Genomic DNA, 16767 nt, shown 5'->3' with positions numbered 1-16767 from the left:
CGGGCAAAGCATATTACCTCACTCCACATTTTCCATCAAAGAATTGGCGAACTTTTTAGACCAGAAAATCATTTATCAAACAACACTAATCAACATAATATCCTTGGGTAAAAAACCATTTAAAGAAACTACAAAAAACAACACTTCTAACCAGCAAACATTCCAAAAACGCTTCTCTGCGTTACAGAATCTCCCCCGTTTTTTCCGCCTGGTGTGGGAAACCAACAAACTTCTCACTGCCGGCAATGTCATTTTCAGGTTAATAAAGTCAGGGCTTCCTTTGCTCATGCTTTATGTAGGCAAAGAGATTATTGACGAAGTAATCCATATTATCGAAAACCCTCAGACATCACAGCAATATTTATGGATATTGGTAGGCGCCGAATTGGGTCTTGCTGTTTTATCTGATCTTCTGAATCGCTGTATCAATCTTTTCGACAGCCTGCTTGGCGATCTTGTCGCGAATAAAACCTCAGTGGAATTGGTTCATCACGCAGCAAAGCTGGATTTATACCAATTCGAAAATCCCGTGTTTTATGATAAACTGGAACGTGCCCGCCGGCAAACGTCAGGCCGAACCGTACTGCTCTCGCAAACATTGGCGCAGATGCAGGATATTGTCACCATCATTTCTCTGGGAGCTGGTCTGGTAATATTCAATCCTTGGTTAATTTTAATCCTGATCATAGCAGTGATCCCTTCTTTTCTTGGGGAAACGCATTTTAATGAGAAAACCTATTCGCTGACCCGCAGCTGGACACCCGAAAGAAGGGAGCTTGATTATCTCCGTTATCTTGGATCAAGTGCCGAAACGGCAAAAGAGGTGAAAGTCTTTGGTTTAGAAAACTACCTGGCTTCGCGTTTTAAAACACTTTCGGAAGAGTATTATCTCGCAAACCGAAAAATATCAATAAGCAGGGCTTCCTGGGGTTACCTCTTGTCAGCTATCGGGACTGTTGCGTATTACGGCGCTTATGTGTTTGTACTTACTCAAACCTTAATCGGGCTGATCACTGTGGGTACAATGACCTTCCTGTCAGGTTCATTTCAAAGGATGCACGGAATGCTGCAAAGTATTATGAGCCGCTTTTCGGGTATTGCCGAAAGTGCTTTGTACTTGCAGGATTTGTTTGACTTTTTCGAAATACAACCAACCATTCTGGCAAATGAAACGGGGAGAAACATTCCAAATCCTGTTTTGAAAGGAATAACATTTGAAAATGTTGGTTTCAAATACCCCGACAATGATTTCTGGGCATTACGCAACCTTTCCTTTTCTATTGCTCCCGGAGAGAAACTGGCACTTGTAGGAGAGAATGGTGCAGGAAAGACGACTTTGGTAAAATTGCTTGCCTGTTTGTACAAACCAACGGAGGGCAGGATTTTAATTGATGGAATTGATATTCAGGATTACAAACTCGCCGACCTTCGTGCCAATATTGGTATCATTTTCCAGGATTTTATACGCTACGAAATGTCGGTATCCGATAACATTGCCATGGGCGATGTAGCACATCTGGAAGACGCTGCTGCCATAGAAAATGCTGCCAATATGAGCATGGCAACCGAAGTGATTACCAAACTACCTAATAAATTTCAACAAGTTCTGGGCAAGAGATTTAAAGATGGCACCGAGCTGTCTGGTGGGCAGTGGCAAAAAATTGCGCTTGCTCGGGCCTACATGCGTTCGGCTCAACTCATTGTATTGGACGAACCTACGTCAGCATTGGATGCGCGGGCTGAGCACGAAGTTTTCAAACGTTTCACCGAACTGATTGAAGGTAAAATGGCAGTGCTTATCTCCCACCGTTTTTCCACAGTAAGAATGGCCGACAAAATACTCTTCCTCGAAAATGGAAAATTATTGGAACACGGATCCCACGATACACTTTTACGGCAAGATGGCAAGTATGCCGAGCTTTTCAACTTACAGGCAATCGGTTATCAATAATCACGAAGGAATTTTGAGGCTGGTTTGAATCAGATTACTGGTGCACTTGGCAATAATTTTGCCTTCGGCATTGGTAATCAATCCTTCCACGTGGATTATGTTCTTACCAGCCCTTATCACATTTGCGCTGGCTACAATAACATCATTGAGTCTGGCTGCATGTAAAAAATCGCAGTTCAGATTCACAGATGTATAGGCAAAATCACGTCCCAGAGCATACACCATTGTGCCTACGACATCGTCGAGTATGGTAGATGCGATTCCCCCGTGTAACACGCCCATTGGGTTCGTCATATCCTCGCGGACCACAAATTCAGCTTTCATATACCCCTCACTGATTTCTAACAATTTGCCATTGAGCCAGCGACCAACCGGAGAAATACTTTGTGTCGTATTGGCTCCGATATACTTTTTCAGAAAGGTAAGCCGCTTGTTTTCATTAGTTTGTTCTGTACTCCTCGAATCACTCATTTTAGTAGATATCGGTTATTTGTGGATGACGACAGGTATTAACATCGAAAAATAGTAATTATCATAGATATACCTATCAATTTGTGTCATTTATATGGATTTTATTACTATGTATCGTGGGAATTGCTACCTTTGCCCGAGTTTTTGCCAGAGATAAACGTTTACGCATATATGAATTTTACGCTGTCACAAGTTCCTTCCCGTACAGAAAAACCACGTGAAAAGGGAGTAACCATGGTTATGGATAAGGGACTAAGCATCAGGGAGACGGAAGATATGATTTCTACTGCCTCAGGTTTTATCGATATCGTAAAGCTTGGCTGGGCCACTTCTTATGTCAGTCAAAACCTTGATGCAAAGCTTGCAATATATAAAAATGCCAATATTCCGGTTTATTTCGGAGGAACACTTTTCGAAGCATTTGTGGTTAGAAATCAGTTTGACGACTACCGCAGGCTGCTTGATAAATACGATCTTAAATTCGCAGAAGTATCCGACGGATCCATCGAGATGCCACAGGATATGAAGTGTGAATATATCCGTACACTCGCCCAGCAGGTAACTGTTTTGTCAGAAGTTGGTTCGAAAGATGAAAATAAAATCATCCCTCCCTACAAATGGATTCAACTTATTAAATCTGAGTTGCAGGCAGGTGCGTGGAAGGTAATTGGAGAAGCGCGTGAGTCGGGGAATGTTGGACTTTTCAGAGCCAGCGGCGAAGTTCGCCAGGGACTGGTTGAAGAAATTTTAACAGAAATAGCCTTCGAGGATATGCTCTGGGAGGCACCGCAAAAATCTCAGCAAGTTTGGTTTGTTAAACTATTGGGAGCCAACGTTAATTTGGGAAATATTGCACCTTCTGAGCTTATTCCACTGGAAACCATTCGTTTAGGACTACGAGGCGATACTTTCAATCACTTCCTGAATGCCAAAACTAAACAGAAATGGAAAATTGACCCCAATAGAGTGAATTCGTAACGGGATTTCACACCTTAAGCAAGTTATCTACATTTAAAATTAGTTATGGAATTAATAAAGCAGTTTATTGACATCTTCCTTCATCTGGACAAGCATTTGTTTGACATCGTACAGGAATATGGAACACTCACTTATGTGATCCTTTTTCTGATCGTTTTCACAGAAACCGGACTAGTAATTATGCCACTGCTTCCTGGCGATTCACTGCTCTTCGCAGCTGGCGCCATCGCTGCCAACGAATCTACTGGTCTTAATGTCTGGCTAATCATCATCATTTTGATCATTGCTGCCCTGCTTGGCGATAACGTCAATTACTTTATGGGTAAAAAGTTTGGGGGTGAGATCAAGAAACGAGAACGGATACTTTTCCTTAAAAGGGAATATCTTGAAAAAACCGAGGCATTCTATGAGAAACATGGTGGTAGCACTGTGATTATGGCTCGTTTCATTCCAATTGTGCGTACTGTTGCCCCGTTCGTTGCAGGAGCCGGAAGTATGACCTATTCGAAATACATCACTTTCTGTGTAATCGGCGCTCTTCTTTGGGTTCCTTCTCTTACACTTTTGGGGTATTTCTTTGGAAACATGGACATCGTTAAAAAGAATTTCGAACTGGTTATCTTCGGTATTATAGGTTTTTCTATTCTGCCAATGCTTTTTGGTTATCTGAAAAGTAAATTCTCAAAACCAAGCGCAGCGTAATTGGCGATTAGCCGTTAGCTCTCAGCTGCACCAGATCAAATCTTTCACCAATAGAAAATGCCTTGCATAAGCGAGGCATTTTCTATTGGTAGTGCTTTTTACGCCGCAGTTTGTGTCCTCACAAACTGCTTACAGCCAATCAAGCTCTCGAACTATAATTTGGCGCTTCCTTCTGAATCATGATATCGTGCGGATGGCTTTCGCGAACTCCCGCAGAAGTTATTTTTACAAATTCCGCCTTTTGTAGGGAAGTAATATCCGATGCTCCGCAGTAACCCATCCCTGCTTTCAACCCGCCCACCATCTGGTAGACAATTTCTGAAACCTTTCCTTTAAAAGGCACACGGCCTACGATTCCTTCCGGAACCAGCTTTTTTACATCGTCCTCTGCATCCTGAAAATACCGATCTTTCGACCCTTCTCCCATTGCCTCTACGGACCCCATCCCGCGATAAGACTTAAACTTCCTGCCTTCATAAATCACAATTTCTCCCGGCGCCTCGTCACTTCCCGCAAGCATAGATCCGATCATAATCGTACTTGCTCCTCCTGCCAGTGCCTTTGTCATATCTCCTGAAAAACGTATACCTCCATCGGCAATGACCGGAACATCTGTACCCTGCAAAGCCTTTGCCGCCCACATGACGGCGGTAAGCTGAGGCACCCCAATTCCTGCAATGATACGTGTTGTGCAAATACTACCAGGACCTACTCCCACTTTCACTGCGTCCGCTCCGGCGTTTGCCAAAGCAATCGCCGCTTCACCGGTGGCTATATTTCCCGCGATCACATCCATTTTTGGAAAACGTTCTTTCACAGATCTCAACGCGTCGATTACTCCTTTAGAATGACCATGTGCGGTATCGAGACTAATCACATCTACCCCAGCTTTAGCAAGCGCTTCAACCCGTTTCAATAGGTCCGCAGTAACACCAACGGCAGCACCTACACGGAGCCTGCCATATTCATCCTTACAGGCATTCGGATGCGATTTTCGTTTCAGAATATCCCGGTAAGTAATCAATCCGGTTAATCGGTATTCGCCATCTACAATTGGTAATTTCTCAATTTTATATTCCTGAAGAATCTTTTCAGCATCCTCCATGGATAAACCATCAGAAGCCGTGATCAGGTTTTCCTTCGTCATGATTTCTGTAACAGGCTTGGACATTTCGCGCTCAAAACGAAGATCCCGATTGGTTAGAATGCCGATCAGTTTATGGGAATGATCAATAACGGGAATGCCTCCAATTTTGAATTCACGCATGATCTGATGTGCATCACCAAGTGTTGCGTCATCCAGCAATGTGATAGGATCTATGATCATCCCGCTTTCGGAGCGCTTCACTTTCCGAACCTGCTCAGCTTGAGCTTCGATGCTCATGTTTTTGTGAATAATACCAATTCCACCTTCCTGCGCCATGGCTATGGCAAGGTCAAACTCCGTAACAGTGTCCATTGCAGCAGAAACAAGGGGAATGTTCAGCTCAATGTTGCGTGTAAGTTTGGTTTTTGTGGATGTGTCTCGGGGCAGTATTTCTGAATAACCGGGGATCAGAAGAACATCATCGTAGGTGAGTGCTTCGGGGAGACTGTGGGATGGGGATGTGCTCATAGCAAATAATTTATAGTTATTTGCCGGGTAAAATTAACAGGAAGTTTTGGATAAATAAAAATCAGAAGGCGTGCCTGTCAGAAATTTCAAGCAAAATTCTATCAAAAACTACCAAAAGTAAGCATCTACATGAGCTTATGAAACCAACACACGAACCTTCTTAATTCGCTTTTTATCAGCCGATTGAACTTTAAAAGTAATTTCTCTGTGCGTGGCTATTTCTCCCGTACGAGGTAATCTTGAAAATAATTCTAAAAGCAAGCCTGCAAGAGATTCGCTATTGCCCCGAACTTCGTCAAAATAATCTGTTTCCAGATCAAGAAGTCTGCATAGATCATTGATGAGCACCTTCCCCTCGAACACATAAGTGTTTTCATCTACCTGCGTATAATTCACTTCTTCATCCTCATCATATTCGTCATTAATATCGCCGAAAATCTCCTCAATGATATCCTCTAGCGTGATAAGTCCACTCGTTCCCCCATATTCATCTACCACAATAGCCATGTGTACTCTACGACTTTGAAAGTCTTTCATCAAGTCGTCGAGCCGTTTGCTTTCCGGAATAAAATAGACCGGCCTCAGCAACTTCTGCCAATTGTAATGCTCGTTCAGATGAAGATGCGGAAGCAAATCTTTCACGTTCAAAATACCTTCCACGTGATCCAGATCTTCCCTGAAAACCGGGACACGGGAATAGCCCGATTTATTGATCTTGTCCATCAATTCATGGAAATTAAGCTCAATATCAAAGGCGGTAATGTGCAGGCGCGCCTGCATTGCCTTTTTGGCGTTGGTTTGTCTGAAATTAGCCAGTCCACGTAAAAGGTCCGTTTCTTCTTCACTTTCGGCTTTGGCTTCCAGCCGTTCTGTCGATATTTCAGAACCTTCGGGTGTAAGAATTCCGAAAGCATAACCAAGTTTCATCACCGGTTTGGTTAATGGTCCGCAAACTTTGACTAAAACCCTGGTAATACCTGCAATTTTAGGAATGAATTCCAAGGCTTTTCTCGCACTGTTAAATCGCACAACTGCATCCAGCCAAATCCATAGGCATAGTAATCCAACAGCAACCCATTGCATGACTGCATTTTCAGTTCCCTGTAAATGAAACCATACCAAACGAGCCGCCAACAGTAAAGCCAAAAGGGTAACTGTTCGCTGTATGAGCGATAATGTAAGCTGTTGAATTCGGTTGGGAAGAATGTGATCGGAGTCCGTTTTTCGCTCCCAGGGGTTTTCCATGAAGCCGGCAGCAGAATATGCAGCCCTTATTCCTGAGAAAAAAAGTGAAAGTGCAAAAAGAAAAATGACAAAACTGAGGTCGTAAACCAGGTACTTGTCCACCGGAATTTCTATACCGAAAATGAGTGGAATGGCTTTCAGCCAATTATTTGATGATAAGCTTGCGGGGTTTCCCTGCGCATTGCCATTCGCCAAATCAGTTGTTTTTTGGGGGATAGATGTCCCCCAACGCTTTCGGGGAAGAGGGTCTTCACTGTCAATTTTTTCTTTCACAGAAAGTTAGAAAACGTTCGTAATAGGCACTTGGTTGTATAAATATAACGATTCTAACCATAAATGCTCAGAAATCGAACACTGATCCAACAAAAATTTAGTGTTGTAAGTTTTTATCCAACTTTGAATATGAAGATGATCATCAAAAAAATCAGGATCAACAAGGGCATTTCAAGCAAATTGCCCGCATTTCTACGGGCAATTTACTCTTAAAATATTTTTTGACTAGAATGGCAGATCATCATCATCACTCCCAGCTGCCATAGATGGCGGAACAGGATCCGATGGTCTTGGTGCCTGACTTGATCCTTGCTGTGCATATCCCTGATTACCCTCTCCACCGGAACCTGAACCCGGCGCGGCGCCCAGCATTGTCAAAGTATTAGCGCGGATTGTAACACCTGAGCGTTGTTGCCCTTCCTTGTCCGTCCAATTATCAGTTCGGATACGTCCTTCAATATATACCTGATTTCCTTTTTTTAAATATTTTTCGGCGACCTTCGCAAGCCCTTCCCAGAGCTCAATCCGGTGCCACTCTGTGTTATCAACACGTTCACCACTTTTGTTGGTATAGCTTTCCGTTGTAGCGATACTAAACTTTGCAACAGCAGAGCCGCTTTCCAAATATCTGACCTCAGGATCACTGCCCAGGTTTCCGATCAATATCACCTTATTAACACTTCCTGCCATGATTTCTATTTATTATATCTTTATATATTCCAGATTTAAATATAGCAGATAATGCCGGATATTTCTCTAAACATCCTGCTCCGTTATCTTTCCAGTCACCTTATCTTTCAAGATCAGTTTATTGCGTCCGTCGTGGGTCACTTCTTTTTTGATCAGGTAATGATTTTCGTCGAAATCCACATAATTAGAAGGCTTTGTTACACCCTCCTGTCCACGCCAAACGGGTAATTCAACCTTTTCCCACAACTTGGTTTTCGCCGATTTGTAGGCAGCATCTATAATGGCATTTACTACATAACCGTCATAAAAAGTTTCTGCCGGCTCTATTCCCTTCTCCACTGAATTGAACATATCCGTAAACATGTGGTTGTATCCCAATTCGTTTACTTCGTCACCTACCGGAAACAGCCATCCACTTTTACTTTCTGCTTTTTCGGCTACATAATCGCCTCCACTTCCGGATGTGTACATTTCAAAACCGGTTCTTAAAAAGTTATTGATCCAGATTGTTCCTTCTGTTCCCATTACTTCATCTCTGAGATCCATTCCACCGCGGAATGTCCAGCTTACTTCAAATTGCCCTATGGCACCATTTTCGTACTTCACCAAAGCAATAGCATGATCCTCAGCATCAATAGGTTTAACCTGTGTATCTGCCCAGCAAATAACTTCCACAGGTCTTATGTCTTTGCCAATAAAATTCCTGGATATTTCAATGCAATGGCAACCCAAATCCAGAATACAGCCTCCGCCAGCCTGCTCTATATCCCAAAACCATTCACTATGCGGCCCGGGATGTGCTTCACGTGATTTGGCCCAAATGATTCTTCCCAAAGCGCCGCTCTTTACACTTTCCAGCGATTTCAAGAATTTAGGTGTATAACAAAGATCTTCCAGATATCCGGCAAAAATCCCTGCTTCCTCCACTGCCTTCATCATTCTCAGGGCCTCTTCCCCATTTCTCCCAAGAGGTTTGGTGGAGACTACTGCCTTTTTATGTTTTGCACAAAGCATCACAGCATGTTCATGCACATTGTTGGGCAACGCAATACAGACCATGTTCACATCCGGGTGGGCAATAATTTCTTCCATATCCGACGACCATATATCACAACCGTAATCGTCGGCAAACTTCTTCGCGCTTTCCTCTCTTCTCGCATATATTGCCACTACCTTATCTCTTCCGCGTTGGCCATGAATTGATTCCGCGTAAAATCTACCTATAAAACCGGAGCCCAGCATTGCTATCTTCTGCATAAAATAATTAAATCAAAGGTTTTTGGATGTTGAAATGTGTAGTTAAAAACTACCTCTTGTGGTCAGACATTGTCAAGGCTGGTCAAGTATTGTGAACGACGACACCTGACCAAAAATGACCACGTTTGACTATAAATGACTACTCCTGACTATTTTGTACTCACCGCACTTTCCCAGCCAGTTGTTTTCAACGCCGGGTCATCTTCCTTTTTCAGGAAATCAGCATCTTCGAAAGATGAAGCCTGCCATCCCAGAATCGCGCGATCCGGAACGACGTCGACAGGTACTTTCCAGGAAGTGGAAGTCTCGCTGTAAGCGATATTAGACTGTGAGTTATAACATGAAATGAGCGACCAGCGCGGATGCTCCGACAAATTGGCCTCGGAACGATGTAGCAAATTACTGTGGAAGAAAAGGGTATCGCCTGCTTCCAGTTCGCAATAAACAAGTTCCATGGTTTTCAGTGAGTGATTCACCATTTCCATATCTGCACCAACCTGTTCACCTGCAAAACCATGATTCACCCGTCCCATTTTATGTGAACCTTTGATTACCTGAAGACAACCGTTTTCCTTATTTGCAGGAGTAAGCGCAACCATCACACTCATCAACTGATCCGGGAACATAAATTGGTTTTTATACCAGTATCCATAGTCCTGATGCCATTCCCAGGCACCGCCAACCCGAGGCTCTTTTTGCATCAATTTTGTGTGAAAATGGCAGACTGCGCTATCTTCTCCCAGAAGCTGATGAACAGAATTCACCATTCTTTCGCTTCTGATCAAATAGCCAAACACGTCGTCACCAGGAGTGAACCACAATGTCAGCTTGGTCTTTTTCCCGGTCTGATCATTCAGATCCATCGCATTTTTCTGCATCGTCGAATTTTCGATAGCAGCAGAATATAGTTTACCGGTTTCTTCCTGACTAAAAAGGCCCTTTACAACCAGATATCCATCTCTATTGTACGCCTCTTGCTGTTCAATACTCAGATTCAAATTAACAGATTGTTGTGCTTCCATATCCACTTGTTTATATGTATAGTGCAAATTTATATTTATTATAGCACATATAACAAAGTGATTTCAAAGAATAATCGGCACGACTAAAAGTCCCCGAGTCCTTACTTTCTAAATGTATCCTTCCTCCCGCAGTACTGTGTCTACAAGAATTGGCTTTGGAAGTTCGTGAACCTGATCGGGTGTATAAAAAAAAAGATGTGGCGGCAAATTGATCAACACTGATTCAGAGATATCTACCCACCAAAAACGAACATTGAGTCGCTGATGCGTGAGCAAGTGTGTATACAGTTTAGGAATTTCACGAATTATGCCCTTTTGTAAAATACCGCTAACAAACTCATTTCCCATGAAGTCATCGGGAGACTCCACATGATCTGCTGATTCGATCAGTGGAAAATCGTATAGTCCTTTCCAGATGTCCTTAGCATTTCGCTCCTGCATGGCAATTCGGTCGCCCTGCTTAAATATGAAATAGTTGAAATATCTTTTCCTTACGGCGGCCTTTTTAGCCTTAACGGGAAGTTTGCTTTGCAATCCAAATTCATAGGCGTAACACATGTCCGTGAAAGGGCATACCGCACAATTGGGAGAAACGGGTACACATTGCAAAGCACCAAACTCAATCATAGCCTGATTATATGTCCCGGGATCTTCCTGAGAAATCAACCGAGAAGCCAGAAGGGTAAATTCCTTTTTACCCTCGTTGCTCAGGATATCTGTAAACACTCCAAACAAACGAGACAGAACTCTGTATACATTTCCATCCACAGCGGGAACAATCTCTCCAAACGAAAATGATGCAATGGCCGCAGCCGTATAGTTCCCCAGACCTTTGAGTTTACTTAGCTGGATGGCGGTTTCGGGGAATTTTCCTTCGAAATCCCCTACAATTTGCTTCGCAGTAAAATGCATGTTTCTTGCCCGGGAATAATATCCAAGTCCTTGCCACAGCCGGAGGACATCCCGCTCGTCGGCAGCAGCCAGATCAAAAACTGTTGGGTATTCAGCTACAAACCTTTCATAATATGGTGTTCCCTGTGCAACTCTGGTTTGCTGCAAAATAATTTCCGAGAGCCATATTTTATACGGGTCCCTCGTTTGCCTCCATAGCAACGGACGGTGATTTTGAAGATACCAGGATTTGAGTTTTTTGTTAAAATCAATGACCTGTAAATGATCAGATAGCATATTGTTTTTACTTATGTACGCTGTTTTTTAACCGATTATAAAAAAAATGAAAAAGCCATCCTTTTAAATTCAGGTAAAAATAGCGTACCTTTGTGTTCCCAAAATTTAGAGGAGCAAGTAAATAAATGAAATAATATCCACTTAAAGTAAACAATCAAAGTGACTAAGGCAGACGTAATCGCACAAATTTCTGAGAAAACAGGCGTAGACAAGGGCGATGTTCAACAAACGCTAGAATCGTTTTTCACCGTGGTAAAGGACTCACTTTCTGATGGTGAGAATCTTTATGTTAGAGGTTTTGGTAGCTTCATTAATAAAAAGCGTGCACGTAAAGTTGCCCGTAACATTTCGAAGGGAACTTCAATGATCATTGACGAGCATTTTGTACCAAGCTTCAAACCTGCCAAAGTTTTTGTTGAGCAGGTAAAAGAAAGTGACAAACTTAAAGCTGTTGCTGAAAAGTAATTCACCTTATACAGGTTTGGTTATAACAGTATGAAAAAATCCATTCTTCTTTCTTGTTTTTTTGCCGTTGCGTTAGTTGGGACACTTTTTAGCCTGCCTAAGGTGGTGGTCAATAATAAGGGAAAAGAAGTGGATACTGAGAAATCGCAGACTGCCGAGGCATCTACTGCACCGGCGGAGTCCGATACACCTGCCAATTCGCACGATGGGGCCACTTTATCTCCTGATCAACAAAAAATTGTAGATCAGCTTAGGAGTGGCTTCATTCTTGCAAATGATAAAGATAAGGCTGCTGCCGGCCTGAAACTTTCCAATAAATTTGCTGAGCTTCAAAAATTCGACAGTGCGGCCTTTTATGCTGAAAAAGTAGCTCTTTTGGCTCCAACGCTTGAAAACTGGGTTCGGGCGGGAGATCGTTACTATGAAGCGTATGGATTTGCGGTTGATGACCAGAAGGCTAAAAACCTTGGTATCAAAACCCGTGAATACTACCAGAAAGCAATTGACCAAAACCCTGCCCTATTGGCTGTAAAAGCGAATATGGCAATGACATACGTAAACACAGAAAACCCAATGCAGGGTATTATGATGTTGAGAGATGTGATTGAAACAGATCCAACCAATGAGTTGGCGCTGTTCAATATGGGTATTTTGTCGATGCGTTCTAACCAGTATTCCAAAGCTGCTGATCGTTTCAAACAAATTCTTACAAACAATCCGGCGAACACAAAGGCTAAATTCTATTTGGGATTGACCCTTGTTGAGCTTGGCAAGAATGATGAAGCAAGAAAAGTACTTGCAGAAGTGAAGAAGGAAGAAAAAGATCCGATCATCCAGCAAGCTATCGGAGAACTGGAAGGACGTCTTAACAATTAATTGACCTAGTTACACGAATACAATTATTTATATTATAAACGAATAGATTTATGCCTTGCGGAAAAAAAAGAAAGAGACATAAGATTTCCACTCACAAGAGAAAGAAACGCCTTAGAAAAAACAGACATAAGAAGAAATAATTGGTAAATGACCGGATTCATACTATATTGATCCGGTCATACCATCTTCACCGTTGTGTATTACCCCATTGATATCTCAAATTGGGGAGGTTAAGTATTAACATTAATTGCGCCATTCAGTTGGTTGAACATTGAGTAACGAATTACTAATCAATTCTACTCAAAAGGGAGAACGTATTGCCCTTTTGCAGGATAAACGTCTTTTAGAATATCACGTAGAAACCCCAGACCAAAGCTTTACCGTAGGTGATATCTACCTTGGTACAGTAAGGAAACTGGTGGCAGGGCTTAATGCTGCCTTTGTAGATGTGGGATTTGAAAAAGATGCATTTCTGCATTATCTTGATTTAGGGCCTAATATCAACTCTCTTAATAAACTGACGAAGGATGTAATCTCCAAGCGTACCAATTCAGGCAAATTGAATAACTTCAAGATGGAGCCTGAAATTGAAAAACTTGGTAAAATTGACAAGGTTCTTTCCAAGAATCAACCAATTCTGGTTCAGATTGTAAAAGAACCAATCTCCACAAAAGGTCCGCGTTTGTCTTGCGACATCTCCATTGCCGGCCGTTACATTGTACTTGTACCGTTTTCAAACTCTGTAAACCTTTCAAAAAAGATTACAGACAAACAGGAAAGAAATCGCCTTCAGCGTCTGATGTCTTCCATCAAGCCTGCCAATTTTGGAGTGATCATTCGTACTGTGGCTACGGGCAAAGATGTTGACGAACTGAATAAAGACCTTCAAGACTGTCTGGACAAATGGGAAAATGGCATAAAAGCACTTCGCGATGCCAAACCACGCGACCGCGTTATAGGTGAAATGAATCGCGCTTCTTCGATTATCCGCGATATGCTGAACGAGTCATTCGACAGTATTACCGTTGATTCGAAAGAAGTTTACGATGACATTAAGGCCTATATCCACAACATTGCTCCGGATAAGGAAAACATTCTCAAGCTGCACAATGGCAAAAACAAGCTATTCGAACAGTTTGGTTTGGAAAAGCAAATCAAAGGACTATTCGGACGTTCTGTAAGCTTGCCAAACGGTGGTTATCTGATCATCGAGCATACAGAAGCACTACATGTTATTGACGTTAACAGCGGCAACAAGTCTAATTCCGAGGAAGATCAGGAAGCAACTGCTTTGAGTGTCAATTTGGAAGCAGCCAAAGAAGTAGCACGCCAATTGCGTTTACGCGATATGGGTGGCATTATCGTGGTGGATTTTATCGATATGAAGAAGGCGGAAAATAAACGCGTTCTGTTCGATACCATGCGTGACGAAATGAAAGGAGATCGTTCAAAATACACCGTTCTTCCTCTTTCTAAATTTGGTTTGTTGCAAATTACACGCCAACGTGTAAGGCCGGAAATGAATATTGTAACCCGAGAAACATGTCCTACATGCGGCGGAACAGGTACAATTCAGGCCAGTATACTTGTATCAGATGTGATTGAGAACAACCTCGATTACATGCTATCCAAGCAAAATGAGCGGGGTATCACCATTCTCCTGCATCCATTCCTTCATTCCTATTTCACGAAAGGCATTATTTCCCGTCAGGTAAAATGGTTCTTCCAATATAAAACCTGGGTGAAACTGATCAAAGATTCCTCATTGGGTGTTACGGACTTCAAGTTCCATAACCAGTACGGAGAAGAAATTGAGATTGTTCCTGGAAACTGAGGAGATTAGCTTATGGCTATTAGCACTTAGCTTATAGTTGCAACAAATTATGTCTGTAAGTTGATAAATGTGTTTGCTGAAAAGCAAATTGGCAATCTCATACCTTTTCCCCACGCTCGCGGCCTACCTCCCTTTCCAAACAGGATTTCTTTTTTCTTTGAAGGCTATTGTCCCTTCTTTGGCATCCTCCGATTCAAGCAGTTTATTCAATTGCTTTTTCAAAAACGTTTGCTGTTCACTCTGGGGAATTTCGGCAAGATTTTGCAATGCTTTCATCCCAACAGAAATGGCATAAGGCGCATTTGAAGATATTAATGAAGCCAGCTTTTGAGCTTCATCTTTAATGGTGTCTTTCCCGAAAATTTCAGTAACTAAACCAAGATTCACTGCTTCCTGTGCAGAATAGCTCTTGCCAGTTATTGACATTTCCAGTACTTTCCTGGGAGGCATGATCTGAAGTAAAGACGCCATTACCTGCATAGGCCAGATTCCCCGCTTCACTTCCGGCAAACTAAAAGTTGAGGACTCAACACCAAGCACAAAAGTACAACCACATATCATTAGAAAACCACCTGCCAAAACAGGACCTTCCACAACGGCAATGCTTGGTTTCAGCAACTGAGCAAAAGCATCGCCTAACTTCACCTCCTCCCGAATTGCAGGAAGCGTTTCATTTTTCAAATCCACATCAGGATTGTGAAACGCGATCAAATCCGCTCCTGCGCAGAATACCGTTCCGTTGGCATTCAATATTACACAACGAACCTCTGGATTATAGTGAGCAAACGTCAATGCAAAAGTAATTTCCTCTGCCATGGTTGGCGTGAAGGCATTACGTTTTTCAGGTCGGTTTAAAGTAATATGAAAGACATGACCTTTTAGCTCCGTTTGTATAAACAGAAATTCAACTTTGTCATACAACTCTGAATCTTTTCTGGAATAAAAATGCATCGCTGATTGTGAGTTAACAGTAAAAAGTTCAGAGTGGACAGAATCTTGAAATTGATTATGAGCTACTTCATTCAATCATTAACTAACCACCGCTTCCAGCATAGTGATATACTGGAGAATGCCTTCCCCAATTTCATGTAGATAAATAAACTCATCAGCGCTGTGCGAACGACCGGAATGCCCCGGCCCCATTTTCAAAGACGGACAGTCCAGCAATGCCTGGTCTGATGTTGTTGGCGATCCGTATGAATTCCTTCCAAGAGCCAAGCCTGCTTTTACGATCGGATGATCCATTGGAATACTCGAAGGTCTCAATCGGATTGACCTTGCGCTAACCTCCGACTGGATATTGGCCTGAATGATATCTATAATTTCTTCGAGGGTATACTGATCCGTAGCCCTCACATCAATTGTGAAGTTACACACATCCGGAACCACGTTATGCTGCGTTCCCGCATTGATAATCGTTACCGACATCTTAACCGGGCCCAGTGTTGGCGATACCTTAGGAAACTGATAGGAATTGATCCAGCTGATGTCTTTCAATGCCTTATATATCGCATTGTCGCCCTCTTCTCTTGCCGCATGTCCAGACTTTCCTTTCGCAGTACAATCCAGAACCAGAAGCCCCTTTTCAGCTACTGCCAGATGCATTTCCGTAGGCTCTCCTACAATAGCAAACGAAATTTCAGGCAATTCTGGGACAACAATTTCCAAACCTTCTTTTCCTGATATTTCCTCTTCGGCGGTTGCTGCAATGGCGATATTGTAGGTTAAATCCTGCCGATCATAGAAATAAGAAAACGTTGCCATCAATGATACCAGACAACCGCCTGCGTCATTACTCCCTAATCCATATAATTTCCCGTCTTCCACTTTTGCTTCCAGTGGATTGAGAGTCCAGGACTTATTCGGTTTTACGGTATCATGGTGAGAATTGAGCAACAATGTAGGTTTTGACCCGTCATAATATTGATTGAAAGCCCATATATTGTTTTTCTTTCTCTGAAACGGAATATTTCTTTCTTTAAAAAAAGCTTCAATTAATAGAGCCGTATTCTCTTCTTCCTTGCTGAAAGATTGTGTTTCTATAAGCTGTTTTAAAAGCGAAATAGCCTCACTGCTCAGTGTTTCTATATTTTCAATGGCCTCGGTTTTGTCCATAACGCACTGGGTTACTCTCGAATAATTTTCGGCAAAGGTATAAAAAAAGGGAGTCGTACCCGACAGTACCACTCCCTTAGAATTC

General features: G+C 42.4%; 15 protein-coding genes. 6 read left to right on the top strand and 9 right to left on the bottom strand.

The annotated features are described in order from the left end of the window. The first annotated feature begins 103 nt into the window (after window positions 1-103). A complete protein-coding gene (locus LZG71_RS12380; RefSeq protein ID WP_233820833.1) occupies window positions 104-1951 on the top strand; it encodes an ABC transporter ATP-binding protein in 1848 nt (615 codons plus the stop codon). Here LZG71_RS12380 and LZG71_RS12375 read toward each other — a convergent pair whose 3' ends face one another. Continuing rightward, window positions 1952-2422 carry a PaaI family thioesterase gene (locus tag LZG71_RS12375; RefSeq protein WP_233820832.1) on the bottom strand — a complete coding sequence of 157 codons (471 nt, stop codon included), beginning with the start codon at window positions 2420-2422 and terminating at the stop codon, window positions 1952-1954. It abuts the gene before it with no gap. Between the two features lie 171 nt (window positions 2423-2593). Between LZG71_RS12375 and LZG71_RS12370 the strand changes: the two genes are divergently transcribed. Further along, window positions 2594-3400 carry a phosphosulfolactate synthase gene (locus LZG71_RS12370; protein WP_233820831.1) on the top strand — a complete coding sequence of 269 codons (807 nt, stop codon included), beginning with the start codon at window positions 2594-2596 and terminating at the stop codon, window positions 3398-3400. Between the two features lie 45 nt (window positions 3401-3445). Next, window positions 3446-4102, top strand: coding sequence for a DedA family protein (locus LZG71_RS12365; RefSeq protein ID WP_233820830.1), 657 nt, complete (start codon window positions 3446-3448; stop codon window positions 4100-4102). A 139-nt stretch (window positions 4103-4241) separates the two neighbouring features. Here LZG71_RS12365 and guaB read toward each other — a convergent pair whose 3' ends face one another. From guaB to mutY, 6 genes are all read right to left on the bottom strand, one after another. Beyond that, a complete protein-coding gene (guaB, locus tag LZG71_RS12360) occupies window positions 4242-5717 on the bottom strand; it encodes an IMP dehydrogenase (protein WP_233820829.1) in 1476 nt (491 codons plus the stop codon). 135 nt (window positions 5718-5852) lie between these two features. Continuing rightward, a complete protein-coding gene (locus LZG71_RS30605) occupies window positions 5853-7235 on the bottom strand; it encodes a transporter associated domain-containing protein (RefSeq protein ID WP_233820828.1) in 1383 nt (460 codons plus the stop codon). Between the two features lie 225 nt (window positions 7236-7460). After that, on the bottom strand, window positions 7461-7925 hold the full coding sequence (locus tag LZG71_RS12350; protein WP_233820826.1) for a single-stranded DNA-binding protein: 465 nt from the start codon (window positions 7923-7925) through the stop codon (window positions 7461-7463). A 66-nt stretch (window positions 7926-7991) separates the two neighbouring features. Next, window positions 7992-9182 carry a Gfo/Idh/MocA family protein gene (locus tag LZG71_RS12345; RefSeq protein ID WP_233820824.1) on the bottom strand — a complete coding sequence of 397 codons (1191 nt, stop codon included), beginning with the start codon at window positions 9180-9182 and terminating at the stop codon, window positions 7992-7994. Between the two features lie 149 nt (window positions 9183-9331). After that, window positions 9332-10204 carry a phytanoyl-CoA dioxygenase family protein gene (locus LZG71_RS12340; protein WP_233820822.1) on the bottom strand — a complete coding sequence of 291 codons (873 nt, stop codon included), beginning with the start codon at window positions 10202-10204 and terminating at the stop codon, window positions 9332-9334. 108 nt (window positions 10205-10312) lie between these two features. After that, the gene (mutY, locus tag LZG71_RS12335; RefSeq protein ID WP_233820820.1) at window positions 10313-11392 is read right to left on the bottom strand and encodes an A/G-specific adenine glycosylase; all 1080 of its coding nucleotides are present in this window, start codon (window positions 11390-11392) and stop codon (window positions 10313-10315) included. Window positions 11393-11551: 159 nt separating this feature from the next. On the opposite strand from mutY, the gene LZG71_RS12330 reads away from it, so the two are divergent. The 3 genes from LZG71_RS12330 to LZG71_RS12320 all read left to right on the top strand — a co-directional run bounded on the left by LZG71_RS12330 (window position 11552) and on the right by LZG71_RS12320 (window position 14567). Further along, window positions 11552-11857, top strand: a complete 306-nt coding sequence (locus LZG71_RS12330) for an HU family DNA-binding protein (protein ID WP_015813879.1) — start codon at window positions 11552-11554, stop codon at window positions 11855-11857. A gap of 30 nt (window positions 11858-11887) precedes the next feature. Beyond that, a complete protein-coding gene (locus tag LZG71_RS12325; RefSeq protein ID WP_233820818.1) occupies window positions 11888-12733 on the top strand; it encodes a tetratricopeptide repeat protein in 846 nt (281 codons plus the stop codon). Window positions 12734-13004: 271 nt separating this feature from the next. Next, entirely contained in the window at window positions 13005-14567 is a 1563-nt protein-coding gene (locus LZG71_RS12320; RefSeq protein WP_233820816.1) for an Rne/Rng family ribonuclease, read from the top strand. A 123-nt stretch (window positions 14568-14690) separates the two neighbouring features. On the opposite strand, the gene LZG71_RS12315 is transcribed toward LZG71_RS12320, so the two are convergent. Next, window positions 14691-15518, bottom strand: a complete 828-nt coding sequence (locus tag LZG71_RS12315) for an enoyl-CoA hydratase/isomerase family protein (RefSeq protein ID WP_233820814.1) — start codon at window positions 15516-15518, stop codon at window positions 14691-14693. Between the two features lie 78 nt (window positions 15519-15596). Then, window positions 15597-16682: a M20 family metallo-hydrolase gene (locus LZG71_RS12310; RefSeq protein ID WP_233820812.1), complete on the bottom strand. Its 1086-nt coding sequence runs from the start codon at window positions 16680-16682 to the stop codon at window positions 15597-15599. Between the last annotated feature and the right edge of the window lie 85 nt (window positions 16683-16767).

This window comes from Dyadobacter sp. CY312 (genome assembly GCF_021390535.1).
In the GTDB taxonomy this organism is placed as follows: domain Bacteria; phylum Bacteroidota; class Bacteroidia; order Cytophagales; family Spirosomataceae; genus Dyadobacter.
The sequence above is the reverse complement of the archived record's forward strand: the minus strand, read 5'-3'. Positions and strand labels throughout refer to the sequence as shown.